This window comes from Xanthomonas euroxanthea, assembly GCF_900476395.1.
In the GTDB taxonomy this organism is placed as follows: domain Bacteria; phylum Pseudomonadota; class Gammaproteobacteria; order Xanthomonadales; family Xanthomonadaceae; genus Xanthomonas; species Xanthomonas euroxanthea.
In genome coordinates this window covers 1,124,551-1,139,602 of the sequence record NZ_UIHB01000001.1, presented here as the reverse complement: position 1 = coordinate 1,139,602, position 15,052 = coordinate 1,124,551, and the positions used below count along the sequence as shown (strand labels likewise).

16 protein-coding genes and 1 tRNA gene are annotated in these 15,052 nt (G+C 68.3%); 9 read left to right on the top strand and 8 right to left on the bottom strand.

From position 1 onward, the window contains the following. Window positions 1-52: 52 nt before the first annotated feature. The 4 genes from CPBF1521_RS04945 to CPBF1521_RS04930 form a co-directional block, all read right to left on the bottom strand. Window positions 53-129: transfer RNA gene (locus tag CPBF1521_RS04945), tRNA-Gln, on the bottom strand. Between the two features lie 3 nt (window positions 130-132). Next, window positions 133-1,020 carry a 4-(cytidine 5'-diphospho)-2-C-methyl-D-erythritol kinase gene (ispE, locus tag CPBF1521_RS04940; RefSeq protein WP_115676527.1) on the bottom strand — a complete coding sequence of 296 codons (888 nt, stop codon included), beginning with the start codon at window positions 1,018-1,020 and terminating at the stop codon, window positions 133-135. Next, window positions 1,002-1,655, bottom strand: coding sequence for a lipoprotein insertase outer membrane protein LolB (gene lolB, locus CPBF1521_RS04935; RefSeq protein ID WP_115676246.1), 654 nt, complete (start codon window positions 1,653-1,655; stop codon window positions 1,002-1,004). Before lolB ends, ispE begins: the two co-directional genes overlap by 19 nt. After that, window positions 1,652-3,340, bottom strand: coding sequence for a tetratricopeptide repeat protein (locus tag CPBF1521_RS04930; protein ID WP_115676245.1), 1,689 nt, complete (start codon window positions 3,338-3,340; stop codon window positions 1,652-1,654). The genes lolB and CPBF1521_RS04930 overlap by 4 nt, the downstream gene beginning before the upstream one ends. Window positions 3,341-3,405: 65 nt before the next feature. Between CPBF1521_RS04930 and hemA the strand changes: the two genes are divergently transcribed. The 5 genes from hemA to ppk2 all read left to right on the top strand — a co-directional run bounded on the left by hemA (window position 3,406) and on the right by ppk2 (window position 9,446). Then, complete coding sequence (gene hemA, locus CPBF1521_RS04925) at window positions 3,406-4,704, top strand: glutamyl-tRNA reductase (protein ID WP_115676244.1); 1,299 nt, start codon at window positions 3,406-3,408, stop codon at window positions 4,702-4,704. Then, entirely contained in the window at window positions 4,682-5,767 is a 1,086-nt protein-coding gene (gene prfA, locus CPBF1521_RS04920) for a peptide chain release factor 1 (protein ID WP_104582254.1), read from the top strand. The genes hemA and prfA overlap by 23 nt, the downstream gene beginning before the upstream one ends. Further along, window positions 5,764-7,470, top strand: a complete 1,707-nt coding sequence (locus CPBF1521_RS04915) for an O-linked N-acetylglucosamine transferase, SPINDLY family protein (RefSeq protein ID WP_115676243.1) — start codon at window positions 5,764-5,766, stop codon at window positions 7,468-7,470. Before prfA ends, CPBF1521_RS04915 begins: the two co-directional genes overlap by 4 nt. Window positions 7,471-8,114: 644 nt before the next feature. Continuing rightward, on the top strand, window positions 8,115-8,633 hold the full coding sequence (gene moaB, locus CPBF1521_RS04905) for a molybdenum cofactor biosynthesis protein B (RefSeq protein WP_039530503.1): 519 nt from the start codon (window positions 8,115-8,117) through the stop codon (window positions 8,631-8,633). A 30-nt stretch (window positions 8,634-8,663) separates the two neighbouring features. Continuing rightward, on the top strand, window positions 8,664-9,446 hold the full coding sequence (gene ppk2 / locus CPBF1521_RS04900; protein ID WP_115676241.1) for a polyphosphate kinase 2: 783 nt from the start codon (window positions 8,664-8,666) through the stop codon (window positions 9,444-9,446). On the opposite strand, the gene CPBF1521_RS04895 is transcribed toward ppk2, so the two are convergent. The 4 genes from CPBF1521_RS04895 to CPBF1521_RS04880 form a co-directional block, all read right to left on the bottom strand. Continuing rightward, window positions 9,428-10,654 carry a hypothetical protein gene (locus CPBF1521_RS04895; protein ID WP_115676240.1) on the bottom strand — a complete coding sequence of 409 codons (1,227 nt, stop codon included), beginning with the start codon at window positions 10,652-10,654 and terminating at the stop codon, window positions 9,428-9,430. The genes ppk2 and CPBF1521_RS04895 overlap by 19 nt on opposite strands. 84 nt (window positions 10,655-10,738) lie before the next feature. Then, the gene (locus tag CPBF1521_RS04890; RefSeq protein WP_115676238.1) at window positions 10,739-11,005 is read right to left on the bottom strand and encodes an acylphosphatase; all 267 of its coding nucleotides are present in this window, start codon (window positions 11,003-11,005) and stop codon (window positions 10,739-10,741) included. Further along, complete coding sequence (locus CPBF1521_RS04885; protein ID WP_115676236.1) at window positions 11,005-11,604, bottom strand: TlpA family protein disulfide reductase; 600 nt, start codon at window positions 11,602-11,604, stop codon at window positions 11,005-11,007. The genes CPBF1521_RS04890 and CPBF1521_RS04885 overlap by 1 nt, the downstream gene beginning before the upstream one ends. Continuing rightward, on the bottom strand, window positions 11,601-12,878 hold the full coding sequence (locus CPBF1521_RS04880; protein ID WP_104582248.1) for a YihY family inner membrane protein: 1,278 nt from the start codon (window positions 12,876-12,878) through the stop codon (window positions 11,601-11,603). The genes CPBF1521_RS04885 and CPBF1521_RS04880 overlap by 4 nt, the downstream gene beginning before the upstream one ends. Window positions 12,879-12,989: 111 nt before the next feature. Between CPBF1521_RS04880 and wrbA the strand changes: the two genes are divergently transcribed. The 4 genes from wrbA (at window position 12,990) to ybaK (ending at window position 14,976) form a co-directional block, all read left to right on the top strand. Beyond that, window positions 12,990-13,586 carry an NAD(P)H:quinone oxidoreductase gene (gene wrbA, locus CPBF1521_RS04875; protein WP_115676235.1) on the top strand — a complete coding sequence of 199 codons (597 nt, stop codon included), beginning with the start codon at window positions 12,990-12,992 and terminating at the stop codon, window positions 13,584-13,586. Next, window positions 13,583-13,927: a DUF2069 domain-containing protein gene (locus CPBF1521_RS04870; RefSeq protein ID WP_115676234.1), complete on the top strand. Its 345-nt coding sequence runs from the start codon at window positions 13,583-13,585 to the stop codon at window positions 13,925-13,927. Before wrbA ends, CPBF1521_RS04870 begins: the two co-directional genes overlap by 4 nt. An 85-nt stretch (window positions 13,928-14,012) precedes the next feature. Further along, the gene (locus tag CPBF1521_RS04865) at window positions 14,013-14,498 is read left to right on the top strand and encodes an asparaginase domain-containing protein (protein WP_016900703.1); all 486 of its coding nucleotides are present in this window, start codon (window positions 14,013-14,015) and stop codon (window positions 14,496-14,498) included. Window positions 14,499-14,502: 4 nt separating this feature from the next. Further along, window positions 14,503-14,976 (top strand): Cys-tRNA(Pro) deacylase, encoded by a 474-nt coding sequence (gene ybaK, locus CPBF1521_RS04860; protein WP_115676233.1) that lies wholly within the window; start codon window positions 14,503-14,505, stop codon window positions 14,974-14,976. Window positions 14,977-15,052: the final 76 nt, after the last annotated feature.

The window sequence follows — 15,052 nt, the reverse complement described above, 5'->3', positions numbered from 1 at the left end:
GGCTGTTGCAGAAGGATCTGCATATACGACTGTTGCAGAGGGATCTGCATATTGGCAGGGGCGGTAGGATTCGAACCTACGAATGCCAGGATCAAAACCTGGTGCCTTGGGCCTCTTGGCGACGCCCCTGCATCAAACCTGTCTCGCGTCCAGTGCGTCGAGCAGTGGCGAGTGCGCTGCACCTTCCACGACCCACGCCCTCAGGCTGCCCGGCAACTGCGCCATGGCCTGCTCTGCAGCAGCGCGCGTGGCGAATTCGACGAAACACCCGCCCCCTGACCCGGTCAAACGCGGCGTCCCGATCCTGGACAGCGCCTGGAACACTGCCTCGATGGCGGGTTCACGGCGCCGCAGGACCGGCTCGAACGCATTGTCGAGCAGAGAACCCGAAGCGAAGTCCGCTATTTTCACGGGCGCAGCATCCCGCGTCAATTCCCGTGACTGAAATAAGGCCGGGGTGGGCACGTGGATTCCCGGATCGACCAGCACATAGGACGCTGCCGGGAGGCTGATTGGCGTCAGTTGCTCGCCGACACCCTCGGCCCAGGCATTGTGCCCGCGCACGAACACTGGCACGTCGGCACCCAGCCGCAATCCCAGCCCGGCCAGCGTATCGACCGGCAAACCCAGGCCCCACAAGGCGTTCAGCGCGACCAGTACGGTGGCGGCATCCGACGAGCCCCCCCCGAAACCACCGCCGGCGGGGATGCGTTTGTCGACCCGGATGTCGGCGCCGGCCTGCGTGCCCGCGCTGGACTGCAGCAGGCGCGCGGCACGGATCACCAGGTCGTCGTCTTCCGCCACGCCGGGCAGGCTGTCGCCGATACGCCGGATCAGCCCGTCATCGCGCAGGCGAAGATGAATGGTGTCCCCCCAGTCCAGCAGCCGGAACACGGTCTGCAGCAGGTGGTAACCATCGGCGCGGCGCCCGACGATCCGCAGGAACAGGTTGAGCTTGGCCGGCGCAGGCCACGCCGACCAGCCCGCTTGCGCCGCAGGCATCAGGGCGACACCGCCCAGTGGTCGACCAGCAGACGCACCTTGGCCTCGCCATTGCGGGCTTCGATGCGCTGCGGCAGCTCGGGTTGGCCTTCGCCAGCCGGCGCCCAGGCGAGGAAATCGATCGTCCAGCCATCCTGCTGTACGGTCCGCGGCCGACCGGCTGCATCCAGGTCCACGCGTTCGGCGCCCGCGTCGGCGATGCGCAGCGCACGGACCCAGTCCGGCATCTGGTTGACCGGGATGGTCCAGCCGGTTGCTTCCAGCAGTACCTGCTCGGCATCGGGGCCGCTGCGCGGGCCACCCTCCAGTCCTTCCAGGCGTCCGGCGCCAGTGGTGGTGTCGCCGGTGAGCACCCAGCTCTGCCGGGTCACCGGCGCGCTGAGCTGCACGCGGTATTGCGCACCGTCCTGCTGCCAGTCGATGCGGCCGCTCCCGCCCTGACTGCCCTTGCTGATCGCCACCCGGCCCTGGAACGACCAGTTCGGATGCGCCTGCAGCCAGGCCTGGCGCGCAGCTTCGGCCTGGCGCGCGCGCTCGGACACCTGCTCCACCACGGCCGCGCCACTGCCCTGCCCGCGCGGCACGCTGACGCAGGCCGACAGCCCGACCAGCACCAGCCCGCTCAGGGCCAGTGTTCGGATCGCCTTGCTCATAGGCCGAATTTTTCCACGGCGCGTTGCAGCGCGCGGTTGTCCGGGTCCAGACGCCGCGCTTCATCGAAGTAGCGCCGCGCTTCGTCCTGCTTGCCACTGACCCACAGCACCTCGCCCACATGCGCGGCGATTTCCGGGTCCTTGACCAGGGCCCAGGCACGGCGCAGCTGCACCAGGGCCTCCTTGGCGCGGCCCATGCGGTACAGCACCCAGCCGTAGCTGTCGACGATGGCCGGGTTGTCCGGGTCGGCGGTGCGGGCGCGGTCGATCAACGCCAGCGCTTCCTTGTAGCGGGTGGTGCGGTCGGCCAGGGTGTAGCCCAACGCATTCAGCGCCGCCACGTTTTCCGGCTCGGCGACCAGGATCTTGCGCAGGTCGGCCTCGGCACGTGCGACATCGTCGCGGCGCTCCCAGGCCAGGCCGCGGGCGTACAGCAAGGCTCCGTCGTCCGGGTAGGCGGCCAGGCCGCGCTCGAAGGCATCCAGTTCGCCCGGTGCGTCGCCGGCGCGCTGGTGCAGCTCGGCCTCGAGCACATAGGCGTCTCGACGTGCGTCGTCGTCGGCAGTGGCATCGCTCTGCAAGGCGCGGACTTCGGCCAGTGCCTCGGGCTTGCGGCCCAACTCGTACAGCGCACTGGCGGCGCGCAGACGCGCTTCGCTCAGCTGCGGGCCGCCGGGTACGCCGCGATACCACTCCACCGCCTCGTCGTAGCGCTTGAGGAATTCGGCGATCTTGCCGAGCAGCAGGCGGCGGTCCGGGTCGGGCTTGGCGGCAGTGCTCTTGAGCTCGCCGTACAGCGCCTCCAGCGCAGTGCGATCCTTTTCCTTGGCCAGCATGGAGGCACGTAGCCCGTAGGTCTGGGTGTCCTGCGGTCCGGTCGACAACACCCGCGCAGCCGCTTCGGTCTGCCCCATGGCATCGTAGGCAAAGGCCAGCGCGCCACGCAGCTCGGAATCCTTGACCGCCTGCGGCTCGACAGTCTTCAGCAGCGCCAGCGCCTCCTCGTTCTTGCCTTCCTGCTGCAGCTGGGTGGCGTGCAACAAGGCCACGCGCGGCTCCTCGGGGAAACGGCGCACCACTTCGTCGACGATGCGCTTGGCCAGCGCCGGGCGCTCCATGCGCAGGGCGAGCCGGCCGAACTCCTGCCAGGCTTCGATCTGGTTGGGAATGGCGCCGGCCTTGACCAGGTCCTCGAGCACGTCGGCCGAGGCTTCCGGCTCGCGTCCGCCATTGGCCAGGGCGATCAGGGCGAAGCGCCAGCCGCGCGGGTCGGATTCCTTGAGCAGGCCGAGCAGATCACGGCGGGCGGTCCGCAAGTCGTTGCGGCGCAAGGCCAGCGAGGCTTCGGTACTGCGCATGGACATCGACGACGGTGCGCGGGCGCGCCACAACGCCAGGGCCTCGATCGCACGCGGGTCGTCGTTGGCCAGCATGGCGATGCGGGCAGCGCGTTCGGCCAGCCCGGCGTCGCCGGCCTCGGCCTTGGCAGCGTCCAGATAGGCGCGGGCGGCCTCGTCCAACTGCCCGGCCTGCAAGGCAAATTCGCCGGCGAGCACCGGCTCCAGCGAGGTGGTGCCGGCACCCTTGGGCGGCGGCGCGGGCGGTGCTTTCTTGGGTACTGCGGTGGCACTGGTGGAGACTGCGACCAGCAGAAGAACACACAGGATGCGAATCGGTACAGGCATCGGGGGCAACCGGGCCGTAAAATGGGGCCCTGAATGGCCGCCAGCTTATCGCAAGCAACTGAACAATGACGTTGTGGGTGCTCGGACTGAATCACCAGACGGCACCTGTGGACCTGCGCGAACGCGCGGCGTTCGCAGGTGACGCGTTGCCGCGCGCGCTCGAATCCCTGCGCGCGTTGCCGCAGGTGCGCGAGGCCGCGTTGCTGTCCACCTGCAACCGCACCGAGCTGTATGCGATGGCCGACGACCCGCACAGCCTGGTGAGCTGGCTGGAAACCCACGCCCCTGGCTTGAGCGGCTATCTGTATCAGCATCAGGAGGAGCAGGCGGTACGCCACCTGTTCCGCGTCGCCACCGGGCTGGACTCGATGGTGCTGGGCGAGCCGCAGATCCTGGGCCAGGTGAAGGATGCCTGGGCAGTGGCGCGTGCGCACGGCGCGCTGGGAAGCGGACTGGACCGCTTGTTCCAGCAGACCTTCTCGGTGGCCAAGCGGGCACGCACCGACACCCGCGTTGGCGCCAACCCGGTGTCGGTGGCCTCCACCGCGGTGCGGCTGGCACAGGAATCCTTCGCACGGCTCAACGAATCCACCGTGCTGTTGATCGGCGCAGGCGAAACCATCGAGCTGGCCGCCAAGCATCTGAGCGAAGGCCGCGTGCGCCGCCTGTTGATCGCCAATCGCACGCTCGCCCATGCGCAGGCGCTGGCCAGCCAGCACGGCGGCTACGCACTGCCGCTGACCGATCTGGACCGCCACCTGGCCGAGGCCGACGTGGTGTTCTCGGCCACCGCCGCGCGCGAGCCGATCGTCACGCGCGCGCAGGTGGACCAGGCGCTGCGCGCGCGCAAACGCAAGCCGATGCTGCTGTTCGACCTGGCGGTGCCGCGCGACATCGAAGCCTCGGTGGCCGAGCTGGGCGATGCCTACCTGTACACCGTGGACGACCTGGAACGCGCGGTGGAAGACAACCGCCGTGGCCGCCGGGAAGCCGCCGACCAGGCCGAGGCCATCATCGACCTGCAGGTGGCACGCTATGTCGAAACGGTGCAGGCCAATACGCGCCAGGCGCCGCTCAAGCGCTTGCGCGCGTTCGGCGACAGCACCCGTGACGAGCTGCTGGCCAAGGCGCGCCAGCAATTGCACAACGGCAAGCCGGCCGACGAGGTGCTGGAACAGCTGGCGCACGCGCTGACCAACCGGCTGCTGCATCCGCCCACCGCCGCGCTGCGCGATGCTGCGCTCAACAACGACCTGGAATTGACCAGCGCGGCCGACCGGCTGTTCCCGGAAAAGCCCGGTTACCAACATCCCCCTGTCACTACCCCGATCGCGAGGACCGATGACGCCGACCCTGCGCCGTAAGCTCGAAGCGCTGGCCGAGCGCCGCGAAGAACTGCAGCACCTGCTCTCCGACCCCGATGTGGTCAGCAACAACGACAGGTTCCGCACGCTGTCGCGCGAACTGTCGCAGCTGGAGCCGGTGGCCGTGGCCCTGGAAGACGAGGCGCGTGCCAAGGCCGACCTGAGCGCGGCCGAAGCGATGCGCAACGATCCGGAAATGCGCGAGCTGGCCGAGGAGGAGATCGCCGCCGCCCAGGCGCGCCTGGAAGAACTGGATGCGCAACTGGCGTTGCTGCTGGTGCCGCGCGACCCGCGCGACGACGGCAACCTGTTCTTGGAAGTGCGCGCCGGCACCGGTGGCGACGAGGCGGCGATCTTTGCCGGCGACCTGTTTCGCATGTACGCGCGTTATGCCGAGCGCCAGGGCTGGAAGGTGGAGATCGAGTCCGACAGCCCCGGCGAGCACGGCGGCTACAAGGAGGTGGTGGCACGGGTGGTCGGACGCGGCGCCTATTCGCGGTTGAAGTTCGAATCCGGCACACACCGTGTGCAGCGCGTGCCGGCGACCGAATCGCAGGGCCGCATCCACACCTCGGCGGCCACGGTGGCGATCATTCCCGAGGCCGACGACGTGGAAGAGATCGTGATCAACCCGGCCGACCTGAAAGTGGACACCTTCCGCTCCTCCGGGGCCGGCGGCCAGCACGTCAACAAGACCGAGTCGGCGATCCGCATCACCCACGTGCCCAGCGGCGTGGTGGTGGAATGCCAGACCGAGCGCAGCCAGCACGCCAACCGCGACAAGGCGATGAAGCGGCTGAAGGCGCAATTGGTGGAAGCCGAACGCAGCAAGGCGGCCGCCGCCGAAGCGCAGACGCGCAAGTTGCAGGTCGGCAGTGGCGACCGCAGCCAGCGCATCCGTACCTACAGCTTCCCGCAGGGGCGCATCACCGACCACCGCGTGGAAGGCCTGACGCTGTACGACCTGCCCAACATCATCGAAGGCGACCTGGATGCACTGATCGCACGCCTGCTGCACGAGCATCAGGCCGACGAACTGGCACGGTTGAGCGACAGCCCGTGAGTGCGCAGGTCCCGCGCGAGCTGCTGCAGCTGCGCGAGGCAGTGCGGCGCCAGCCGGGCGATTTCGTCGCCTGGCTGATGCTGGCCGATGCAGAACTCGGCATGGGCGCGATCGTTGCGGGCGAGGCCGCGGTGCAACGCGCGCTCGCGCTGCAGCCGGGCCACCCGGAAGCCGTGGCCCGGCTTGGCCGGGTGCGTTGGACGCAGCAACAGCATGCCGAGGCGGCAGCGTTGCTGCGGCAGGCATCGGACCTGGTGCCGCAGCATCCGGGCATCGCGTTATGGCTTGGGCATGCATTGGAAGATGCGGGCCAGGCCGAAGCTGCGGCGGCCGCGTACACGCGTGCGCATCAGTTGCTGCCCGACGAGCCGTATATCACTGCGCAACTGCTCAACTGGCGACGCCGCCTGTGCGATTGGCGCGCGCTGGATGCACTTGCTGCGCAGGTGCGCAATGCCGTGGCGCGGGGCGCTGCGGCGGTGGAACCGTTCGCCTTCCTGAGCGAGGACGCCAGCGCAGCCGAACAGCTGGCGTGTGCACGGACACGCGCGCAGGCCGTCGCCGCGATGCTGCGCCCGCTGGCGCCGACTGCCGTGCGCAGCCGGGGTGCGCTGCGGCTAGGCTTCGTTTCCAATGGGTTTGGCGCGCACCCCACCGGCTTGCTGACGGTGGCGTTGTTCGAAGCGCTGAAGCGCCGGCAGCCGGCGCTGCAACTGCATCTGTTCGCCACCAGCCACGACGACCGCAGCGCGATCCGCACGCGCCTGGCGCACGCCACCACGCTGCACGATGTCACCACGCTCGGGCACCCGGCCACCGCGCAGCACATCCGCGACCAGGGCATCGATCTGCTGTTCGACCTGCGCGGCTGGGGTGGCGGCGGGCGCCCGGAAGTGTTCGCGCTGCGGCCGGCGCCGGTGCAGCTGAACTGGTTGGCCTACCCGGGCACATCGGGCGCGCCGTGGATGGACTACGTGCTGGGCGATGCCTTTGCGCTGCCGCCGTCGCTGGAGCCGTTCTATCGCGAGCGCGTGCTGCGCCTGAACGGTGCGTTCCAGCCGTCGGATACCTCGCGCGTGGTCGCCGAACCACCATCGCGGGCGCAGTGCGGCTTGCCCGAGCATGGCGTGGTGCTGTGCTGCTTCAACAATAGCTACAAGCTCAATCCACGCAGCATGGCGCGCATGCTGGCGGTGTTGCGTGCGGTGCCGGGCAGCGTGCTGTGGCTGTTGTCCGGGCCGGGCGAGGCCGACGCGCGCCTGCGTGCGGTGGCGCAGGCGCAAGGCGTGGATACGCAGCGCCTGGTGTTCATGCCGAAGCTGCCGCATGCGCAGTATCTGGCGCGCTACCGGCATGCCGACCTGTTCCTGGATACGCATCCATACAACGCGCACACCACCGCCTCGGATGCGTTATGGGCGGGTTGCCCGGTGCTGACAACGCCCGGCGAGACGTTTGCCGCGCGCGTGGCCGGCAGTCTGAATCATCACCTGGGGCTGGATGAGATGAATGTGGCCGACGATGCCGCGTTTGTGGCCAAGGCGGTGGCGTTGGCGAGTGATCCAGCGGCATTGAGTGCGTTGCGTGCGCGGGTGGCGGAGCGTCGGCGCGAGTCGGGCGTGTTCGATATGGATGGGTTTGCCGACGGGTTCGCCGACCTGATGCAAGCACTCGCGCGCCAACATGGTTGGCCAGGTAACTAGCGGCCTGCTTGCCTTTCCAAGGTAGATGGCTGTCTTCTGCTGTACCCCAATCCAACTCCCGCTCCGTGCCCCGGCCCGCGCTTGCGGCGCGGGCGCTCCAAGGCACGCGCGCCCAGCTGTGCCTCCTCGCCCCTGCGGGAGAGGTGCTTAAAAGCGTCATTGAATTTCTTCGAGACCTTTTCAGGTCATGGAAACAACGTGCAGAGCGGCAGCGTGGCCGGGGATTGGCGGAGAGCGGCACACGGATGTGCCGCGGCGGCGAGTCAGACAGGATGTCTGCCGAGCCGAGGAGCCGATCCCCAGCCGCGCTGCCGCCCTCACCGAAGCGAGTACCGACAGGCGTCTTGCTTCGCCGTACCCTCACCCCAACCCCTCTCCCGGCGGGAGAGGGGCTACAAGCGGCGCTTCATTAGCTTGTTCAAGCTTTTCAGGTCATGCAAACAACGCGCCGAGCGGCAGCGTGGCCGGGAATTGGCGGAGAGCGGCACACGGATGTGCCGCGGCGGCGAGTCAGACAGGATGTCTGCCGAGCCGAGGAGCCGATCCCCGGCCGCGCTGCCGCCCTGACCGAAGCCAGCAGCTGGGTTTTGCGGCTTCACGCCGTGGTGCTGTACCCGCGCGTCCCGGCTCGCTAGGCTTGGGGCATGCCTTCCAATCTCGACTTCATTCCCTTGCACCTGTGCGTGCTGACGGTGTCCGACAGCCGCACGCTGGCCGATGACCGCTCCGGCGACTATCTGGTCGATGCCCTGACTCACGATGGTCACGTGCTGCACGAGCGCGCCCTGTGTCCGGACGACCGTTACCGCATGCGCGCGATCGTCTCCGCGTGGATCGCCGATGCGCAGGTCGACGGCATCCTGATCACCGGCGGCACCGGCTTTACCGGCCGTGACAGCACGCCGGAGGCAATCACGCCATTGCTGGACAAGACCATGCCCGGTTTCGGCGAATTGTTCCGCGCGGTCAGCGTCGACGAAATCGGCACCTCTTCGCTGCAGTCGCGCGCGTTTGCGGGGCTGGCCAACCACAGCTTCGTGTTCTGCCTGCCCGGCTCCACCTCGGCCTGCCGTACGGCCTGGGAAAAGATCGTGCGTGCGCAGCTGGATGCACGTACCAAGCCCTGCAATCTGGCGACACTGCGTCCACGCCTGGGCGAATAGCCTGCGCGCTTCATCGCTGTCGGAACGCGCATGTCGCACCTGAAACGCAAGGCCTACAAGAAGCTGTTGGCACCGCTGCAGCTGGAACTGGTCAACATGGCCCGCTGGCTGCGCCACACCAACCAGCGCGCGCTGGTGCTGGTGGAAGGCCGCGACACCGCCGGCAAGGGCGGCGTGATCCAGGCCATCGCCAGCCATCTGAACCCGCGCCAGTGCCGGGTGGTGGCATTGCCGACACCCAACGACCGCGAAAGCACGCAATGGTATTTCCAGCGCTATGTGCCGCACCTGCCGGCGGCCGGCGAGTTGGTGTTGATGGATCGCAGCTGGTACAACCGCGCCGGCGTGGAACGGGTGATGGGCTATTGCACCGACGCCCAGTACGAAGCGTTCCTCGATCAGGCGCCGCGTTTTGAACAACTGCTGGTCGACGACGGCATCCTGTTGTTCAAGTACTGGCTGTGCGTGGATCAGGCCGAGCAGGAACAGCGCTTTGCCGAACGCCAGGAAGATCCGCTCAAGGGCTGGAAGTTGTCGCCGGTGGACCTGCAGTCACGCAGCAAGTACGAGGACTACACCGCCGCGCGCGAGCGCATGCTCGAGGTGACGCATACGCCGGACGCGCCGTGGACGCTGGTGGATTTCAACGACCAGAAGCGGGGCCGACTGAGTCTGATCCGCAACCTGCTGGATCGGCTCCCGGACATCGCGGTGCCCGATGACACGCTGCAGCTGCCACCGCTGGATGGCAAGCCGCACAAGGAACGTTACGGAGTACTGGAACCGATCGACGATTACGCCGGCCAGTCCTGAGAGATCTCGTCGCTGGCCGTGGCGCGTGGCAGGGGATACAGGCCGGACTGGCGTTCGGCCTGTTCGGCCTGCAAGACCAGCTGGCTCAGGCGCTGACTGAACAGCTGCATGAACCCGCGGTGCAGCGGGCGCATCGCTTCGATGTAATCCACATCGTCGGCCTGCGGACCGAGCGGGCTGCAGGACGATAGCAGCACTTCGTCCAGGCGCAGCGCGCTGTCGGGCAGACGCACCAGCGCAGCGCGGCGCAACCAGTCGCGCATGCCCTGGCGGTACTCGGCGGCCAGGATGTAGGCCACTTCGACCTGATCCAGGTCCACGTCCGGATTCCACGCCAGCACCTGGATGACCTGCGATCGCTCGTCCAGCATGCGGCTTTCGGCAACCAGGCCGTGCAATTGCTGCAGCAGACGCCATTGGACGCCGGCGGCTTCGCGTTGCGGGGCCGGCAGGCTTTCGATCGCCAGCGCCAGGCGGCGGGCGAACAGTGCAGGCACCTCGGCCAGGACGACCGGGCCGGCATCGGCGCCGAGCAGGAAACGTTCGGTGCGCAGCGTGGCGGTGTCGGGCAGGTAGCCGTCCTGCAGCGGCCGCATCACGCCATGGTCGAGCAGCGACAGCACCACATCCAGCCAGTAGCGACGCTCCTGTTGCAGCGCGCGGTTGGCGGTGGCGTTCTGCCAGGCCGGACGGACATCGTCCAGACGCGCGATGCAGGCCTGGGCATCGAGGTTGTCCCAGGGCGCACGGGTGGCGTCATTGGGATCGAAATTTTCCACGCTGAGCATGCCGCCGCCGAAACGGTGCCAGGCTGCGCCGCGCTGGGTGCCGGCAGGATCGGGCCTGGACGCGGTCATCGGCGCGGCGGTGGCCGGGCACAACAGGGCAGCATAGGCATCTGCCCAGGAATCGGGCAGACGCGCCGACAGCGGATAGCCAGCCGCCGACGGGCCCAGGCCGCGACGAGCAAGTTTCAGGCTCCACAGCACCGCACCGATCGCGATGCCGCCGAAGATCCAGGCCAGCAGCCAGCTGGTGGCCGCCTGCCCAGGCTGCAGCACACGGGTCTGCGGCTGCAGGAACAACAACCAGCCGCTGCCCGCCACGACGCCCAGGTACAGCCATGGCGCAAGCTGCGCCAGGCGGCGGTTGCGATGGTGGGCAGGCGGTTCGTGCCCGTCGGTGTGATCTTGAGATGGAGCGGCCATATAGTTCCCCTGCGCGCCTGATCGCGCTGACAAGGTTATCGGCGACGCATCGCAAGTCTGTTGGCCTGCGCCGGCGGCAGCGACTCAGCCAGTTACACATTCTTCAGTCGGCGGCTGCGCGCAGGGCATGCGTGTCACCGCCGCGACCCGGGCCGCCGGCGGGCCTTGCCACAACCAGGTTTCCAGCGCATCCAGGGCGGCGTCGGTCCCGGCAGCGACCACCTCCACACTGCCATCGGGCAGGTTGCGCGCGTGTCCACGCAGGCCCAGCGCAACCGCGCGCTCGCGGGTGGCCGCACGGAACCACACACCCTGCACCACGCCGGTGACGATAAAGCGCGCCGCCTGCATCAACCGGCCTTGCCGGTGATGCCAACCGCTGTCTCGATATCGCGTGCGGTTACCGGGCCGAGGAACTGCTTGGCGACCTTGCCGTCCGGCCCGATCAGATACGTCATCGGTAACCCGCGCGGCGTGGCGAAGTCCTGGGGCGGCTGGTAGGGGTCGAGGACGGCGATCGGGTAGGACACCGGGTGGTCCTTCAGGAACGCCTGCATGTCGGCGCTGCTGATGTCTTCATAGGCCAGGCCCACCACTTCGATGGTGTCGCGCATGGTATGCAGCGCCGACAGCTCGGGCATCTCCTTCAGGCACGGCGCGCACCAGGTGGCCCAGAAATTGACCACCACCCACTTGCCGCGATGCGCAGCCAGGTCGTAGGCCTCGCCGGTCACGGTCGGCAGCGACAGCTTGGGCATCTCGGCGGTCTGCTGCACCACCGAGGTATCGGTTGCGCCTGCCGGGTCTGCGGGGGCAGCAGGCGTCTGCGCGGTGGGCGCAGGCGCTGCACCGCCCGCAGCGGGCGTGCCCTCGCTGGCGGGCTTGCAGGCGGTCAGCAGCAACAGCGGCAACAGCAGCGCACAGGCGCCGCGCACGAGGCGCACGGTCATGAGGGGTCTCCGGGAAGGTGGGTGTAGAGGTCGCCGACCGGTTGCGCCAGCACGCTGCGCAAGGGTTGACGCAGTTGTTCCAGCGCAGCGGACGCGGCCTGGCCGTAGGCATCGTCGCGGCACGGCAGGGGGCGGTCTTCGATCGGCACGCGCAGCTGGCAGTTTTCGTAGAGTTCGGCCAGCGGCACCACGTCCAGATCGCGCGCCAGCAGCCATTGGCCGCGCTCGTCGCGGCGCAGCAGGCGGATGCGTTTGAGTTCGCACAGCAACTCCTGCATCAGCGTGTCGGTGAGCATCGGCTCCAGCGCCAGGATGCGGTCTTCGTCCAGCCCGTTGCCATGGATGCGTGCCTGGCGGAAACGACCAAGCAGGCGCAGCAGGCCATAGATCTCAAAGCCCGGCGGCAACCGCATCGCTTCGGGCTGGTAGCGAAACGCAGACATCGACGAGGCCAGCGAAGCGCCCAGCAGCACCGACACCCAGCTCAGATAGATCCACAGCAGCAGGATCGGCAGCGCCGACAGTGCGCCGTAGATGCGCTGATAGGTCTGGAAGTTGCCCAGATAGAAGCCGAAGCCCCATTTGACGATCTCCATCAGGATCACCGCCAGCAATGCGCCCGGCAGCGCGTGCCGCAGGCGCACCGCATGCTGCGGCACCACGCGGTAGATCAGCACGATGCAGACGAACTCCACTGCCATCGGCGCCAGCCGCCAGGCGAATTCGGCCAGCCACTGGCCTTCGGTGGTGCGGAACAGCGGCAATGCGAACACGTAGGCGGCCATCGCCATCGAAGCCGCTGCCAGCATCGTGCCCAGGGTCAGCACCGTCCAGTAGATCAGGAAGCGGGTCACCTTCGGCCGTGCGGCGGCCACCCGCCAGATGCTGTTGAAGGTCTGCTCGATGCTGTGCAGGGTGATCAGCAGCGAGGCCACCAGCGCGACCATGCCGGCCACGGTGAACTTGCCCAGATCTTCCAGCGAACGGTTGAGGTAGTTCTGCACCGAACGCGCCGCACCGGGCACGAAGTTGTTGAAGATGAAGTCGGTCAGCGCGTCCTTCCATTCGTTGAAGGCCGGAAACGCCGACAACACGCCGAACACCACGATCGCCAGCGGCACCAGTGCGAACACCGTGGTGTAGGCGAGCGAGGCGGCCGCCTGGAACAGGCGGTCATCGAGAAAGCGGCGCCACAGGAAGCGCCCGAAGCTCACGGTCCGCGCGCGGTCGCGCAGCCGTTCCTTCCATTGGTGGAGTTTGTTCACGCGCGACATCGCGCAAGGGTACCCGATGCGCCGTCATCGCGGCCTTGCCGCAGCCGCAGCGTGCAGCGAGGTGGTGGCTTGGCCGATACTGCGGCAACTTACACAGGCGGTGGATGCGCGATGGCGGAGATTCTGGTGCTGTATTACAGCCGTGGCGGTTCGGTGGCGCGGCTGGCGCGGCAGATCGCGCGCGGCATCGGCGAAGTGCCCGGCATGAGCGCGCGGCTGCGCACGGTACCGCCGGTGGCGGCGGTGACCCAGGCCAGCGCCCCGCCGGTGCCGGACGAGGGCGCGCCGTATGTGGACAAGGCCGATCTGGCCGAGTGCAGCGGGCTGCTGCTGGGCAGCCCGACCCGCTTCGGCAACATGGCCGCGCCGATGAAGCATTTCCTCGATAGCCTGGGCGCCGAATGGGCCAGCGGCACCCTGGCCGGCAAGCCGGCAGGCGTGTTCACCTCCACCGCCGCGATGCACGGCGGCCAGGAATCCACCTTGCTGTCGATGCACCTGCCGCTGCTGCACCACGGCTGCCTGATCGTCGGCATTCCGTTCACCGAGCCGGCACTCAGCCACACCACGAGCGGCGGCACGCCCTATGGCGCCAGCCATGTCTCCGGCGCCGGCGGCGACCCGCAACCGAGTGAGGACGAAGCCGTGCTGGCGCGTGCGCTGGGCCGGCGGGTGGCCGACATCGCCCGGCGCCTGGCCAGCCCGTGAGCCTGCGCGCCACGCACTGGTTGCTGACCGCCGCGCTGATCGCGCTGACGGTGTTGTTCGTGACCTGGTTTCACGACGACCGCCACCGCGCCGCGGCGCTGCTGGTGTTTGCACTGCCGCCGGCGCTGATGGCTGCGCTGGCGCTGCGGAGCGCGCGCGCGCGTTTCTGGGCCGGCGTGTTCGCGCTGGGCTGGTTCAGTCACGGCGTGATGGCCGCCTGGAGCCAGCCGCAGGCGCGTGCACTGGCGTGGCTGGAAGTGCTGCTGGCCCTGCTCGTGGTGGCACTGGTGGGTGGCCCCGGGATGGCGGCGCGCTTCGGCCGCCCTCGCCCTCCGCGTTGACCGGCTTGGGCAACGCATGCGCCGGGGTCGTATCATGACGGCCCTCGCGCGGCCTGCACCGCGCCCGTTTGAAGGACCGGCAGCAATGGAAGACCTCCTGATCGTCACCACCGGTGGCACGATCGACAAGATCTACTTCGACGACAAATCGGACTACCAGATCGGCGACCCGCAGATCGGCCAGATCCTCAAGGAGCTGGGCGTGACCTTCCGCTTCTCGGTGATTCCGATCATCCGCAAGGATTCGCTGCACATCACCGATGCCGACCGCGAACTGGTGCGCGCCACCATCGCCGCCCAGCCGACGCGCCATGTGCTGATCACCCACGGCACCGATTCGATGGTGGAAACCGGCAAGGTGCTGCAGTCGATCGCCGACAAGACCATCGTGATGACCGGCGCGCTCAATCCGGCGCGCTTCCGCGGCTCGGATGCCGAGTTCAATATCGGCTGCGCGGTCGGCGCGGTGCAGTCGCTGCCGGCCGGCGTGTACATCGCCATGAACGGGCGCATCTGGAATCCGGAAAAGGTGCGCAAGAACGTCGCCGCCAACCGCTTCGAGTCGCTCTGACGCCATGAGCAAGGCCACCCGCGCGACCAGGGCCCTGGATGCCGCCGGCGTGGCCTATGTGTTGCACCCCTACGTATACCAGGCCGATGCGGACGCCAAGGGCGTGCAGGCGGCAACCGCCCTGGGGCTGGCGCCGCACATGGTGCTGAAGACACTGATGGCCTGGGTCGACGACCAGGCCGTATGCGTGGTGATCCCGTGCGATCGCCGGGTGTCGTTGAAGAAACTGGCCAGTGCCTGCCACGGCAAGTCCGCGCGCATGATGGAGGTGGCCGATGCCGAGCGTCGCACCGGCTACAAGGTCGGCGGCATCAGCCCGCTCGGGCAACAACGCCAGGCGCCGGTGCTGATCGAAGCCAGCGCACTGGATGCCCCGTCGCTGTGGATCAACGCCGGGCAACGCGGTTTGCTGCTGGAATTGCCGGGCGACGGCATCGTCGCCGCATTGCAGGCGCGGCCCTGCAGTGTCTGCGACTAGACGCGGCGATCCCCGTGCCGCGTGCATGTCGGCTGGTGCCGGCCAGCACCTGGGACATGCAAAAAGTGCCTTCTGC

Bases quoted from the DNA above. Each gene is read 5' to 3' on its own strand.
- lolB (WP_115676246.1), bottom strand. From the start codon at position 1,655: ATGAGCAAGGCGATCCGAACACTGGCCCTGAGCGGGCTGGTGCTGGTC.
- CPBF1521_RS04930 (WP_115676245.1), bottom strand. From the start codon at position 3,340: ATGCCTGTACCGATTCGCATCCTGTGTGTTCTTCTGCTGGTCGCAGTC.
- hemA (WP_115676244.1), top strand. From the start codon at position 3,406: ATGACGTTGTGGGTGCTCGGACTGAATCACCAGACGGCACCTGTGGAC.
- prfA (WP_104582254.1), top strand. From the start codon at position 4,682: ATGACGCCGACCCTGCGCCGTAAGCTCGAAGCGCTGGCCGAGCGCCGC.
- moaB (WP_039530503.1), top strand. From the start codon at position 8,115: ATGCCTTCCAATCTCGACTTCATTCCCTTGCACCTGTGCGTGCTGACG.
- ppk2 (WP_115676241.1), top strand. From the start codon at position 8,664: ATGTCGCACCTGAAACGCAAGGCCTACAAGAAGCTGTTGGCACCGCTG.
- CPBF1521_RS04895 (WP_115676240.1), bottom strand. From the start codon at position 10,654: ATGGCCGCTCCATCTCAAGATCACACCGACGGGCACGAACCGCCTGCC.
- CPBF1521_RS04890 (WP_115676238.1), bottom strand. From the start codon at position 11,005: ATGCAGGCGGCGCGCTTTATCGTCACCGGCGTGGTGCAGGGTGTGTGG.
- CPBF1521_RS04885 (WP_115676236.1), bottom strand. From the start codon at position 11,604: ATGACCGTGCGCCTCGTGCGCGGCGCCTGTGCGCTGCTGTTGCCGCTG.
- CPBF1521_RS04880 (WP_104582248.1), bottom strand. From the start codon at position 12,878: ATGTCGCGCGTGAACAAACTCCACCAATGGAAGGAACGGCTGCGCGAC.
- wrbA (WP_115676235.1), top strand. From the start codon at position 12,990: ATGGCGGAGATTCTGGTGCTGTATTACAGCCGTGGCGGTTCGGTGGCG.
- CPBF1521_RS04865 (WP_016900703.1), top strand. From the start codon at position 14,013: ATGGAAGACCTCCTGATCGTCACCACCGGTGGCACGATCGACAAGATC.
- ybaK (WP_115676233.1), top strand. From the start codon at position 14,503: ATGAGCAAGGCCACCCGCGCGACCAGGGCCCTGGATGCCGCCGGCGTG.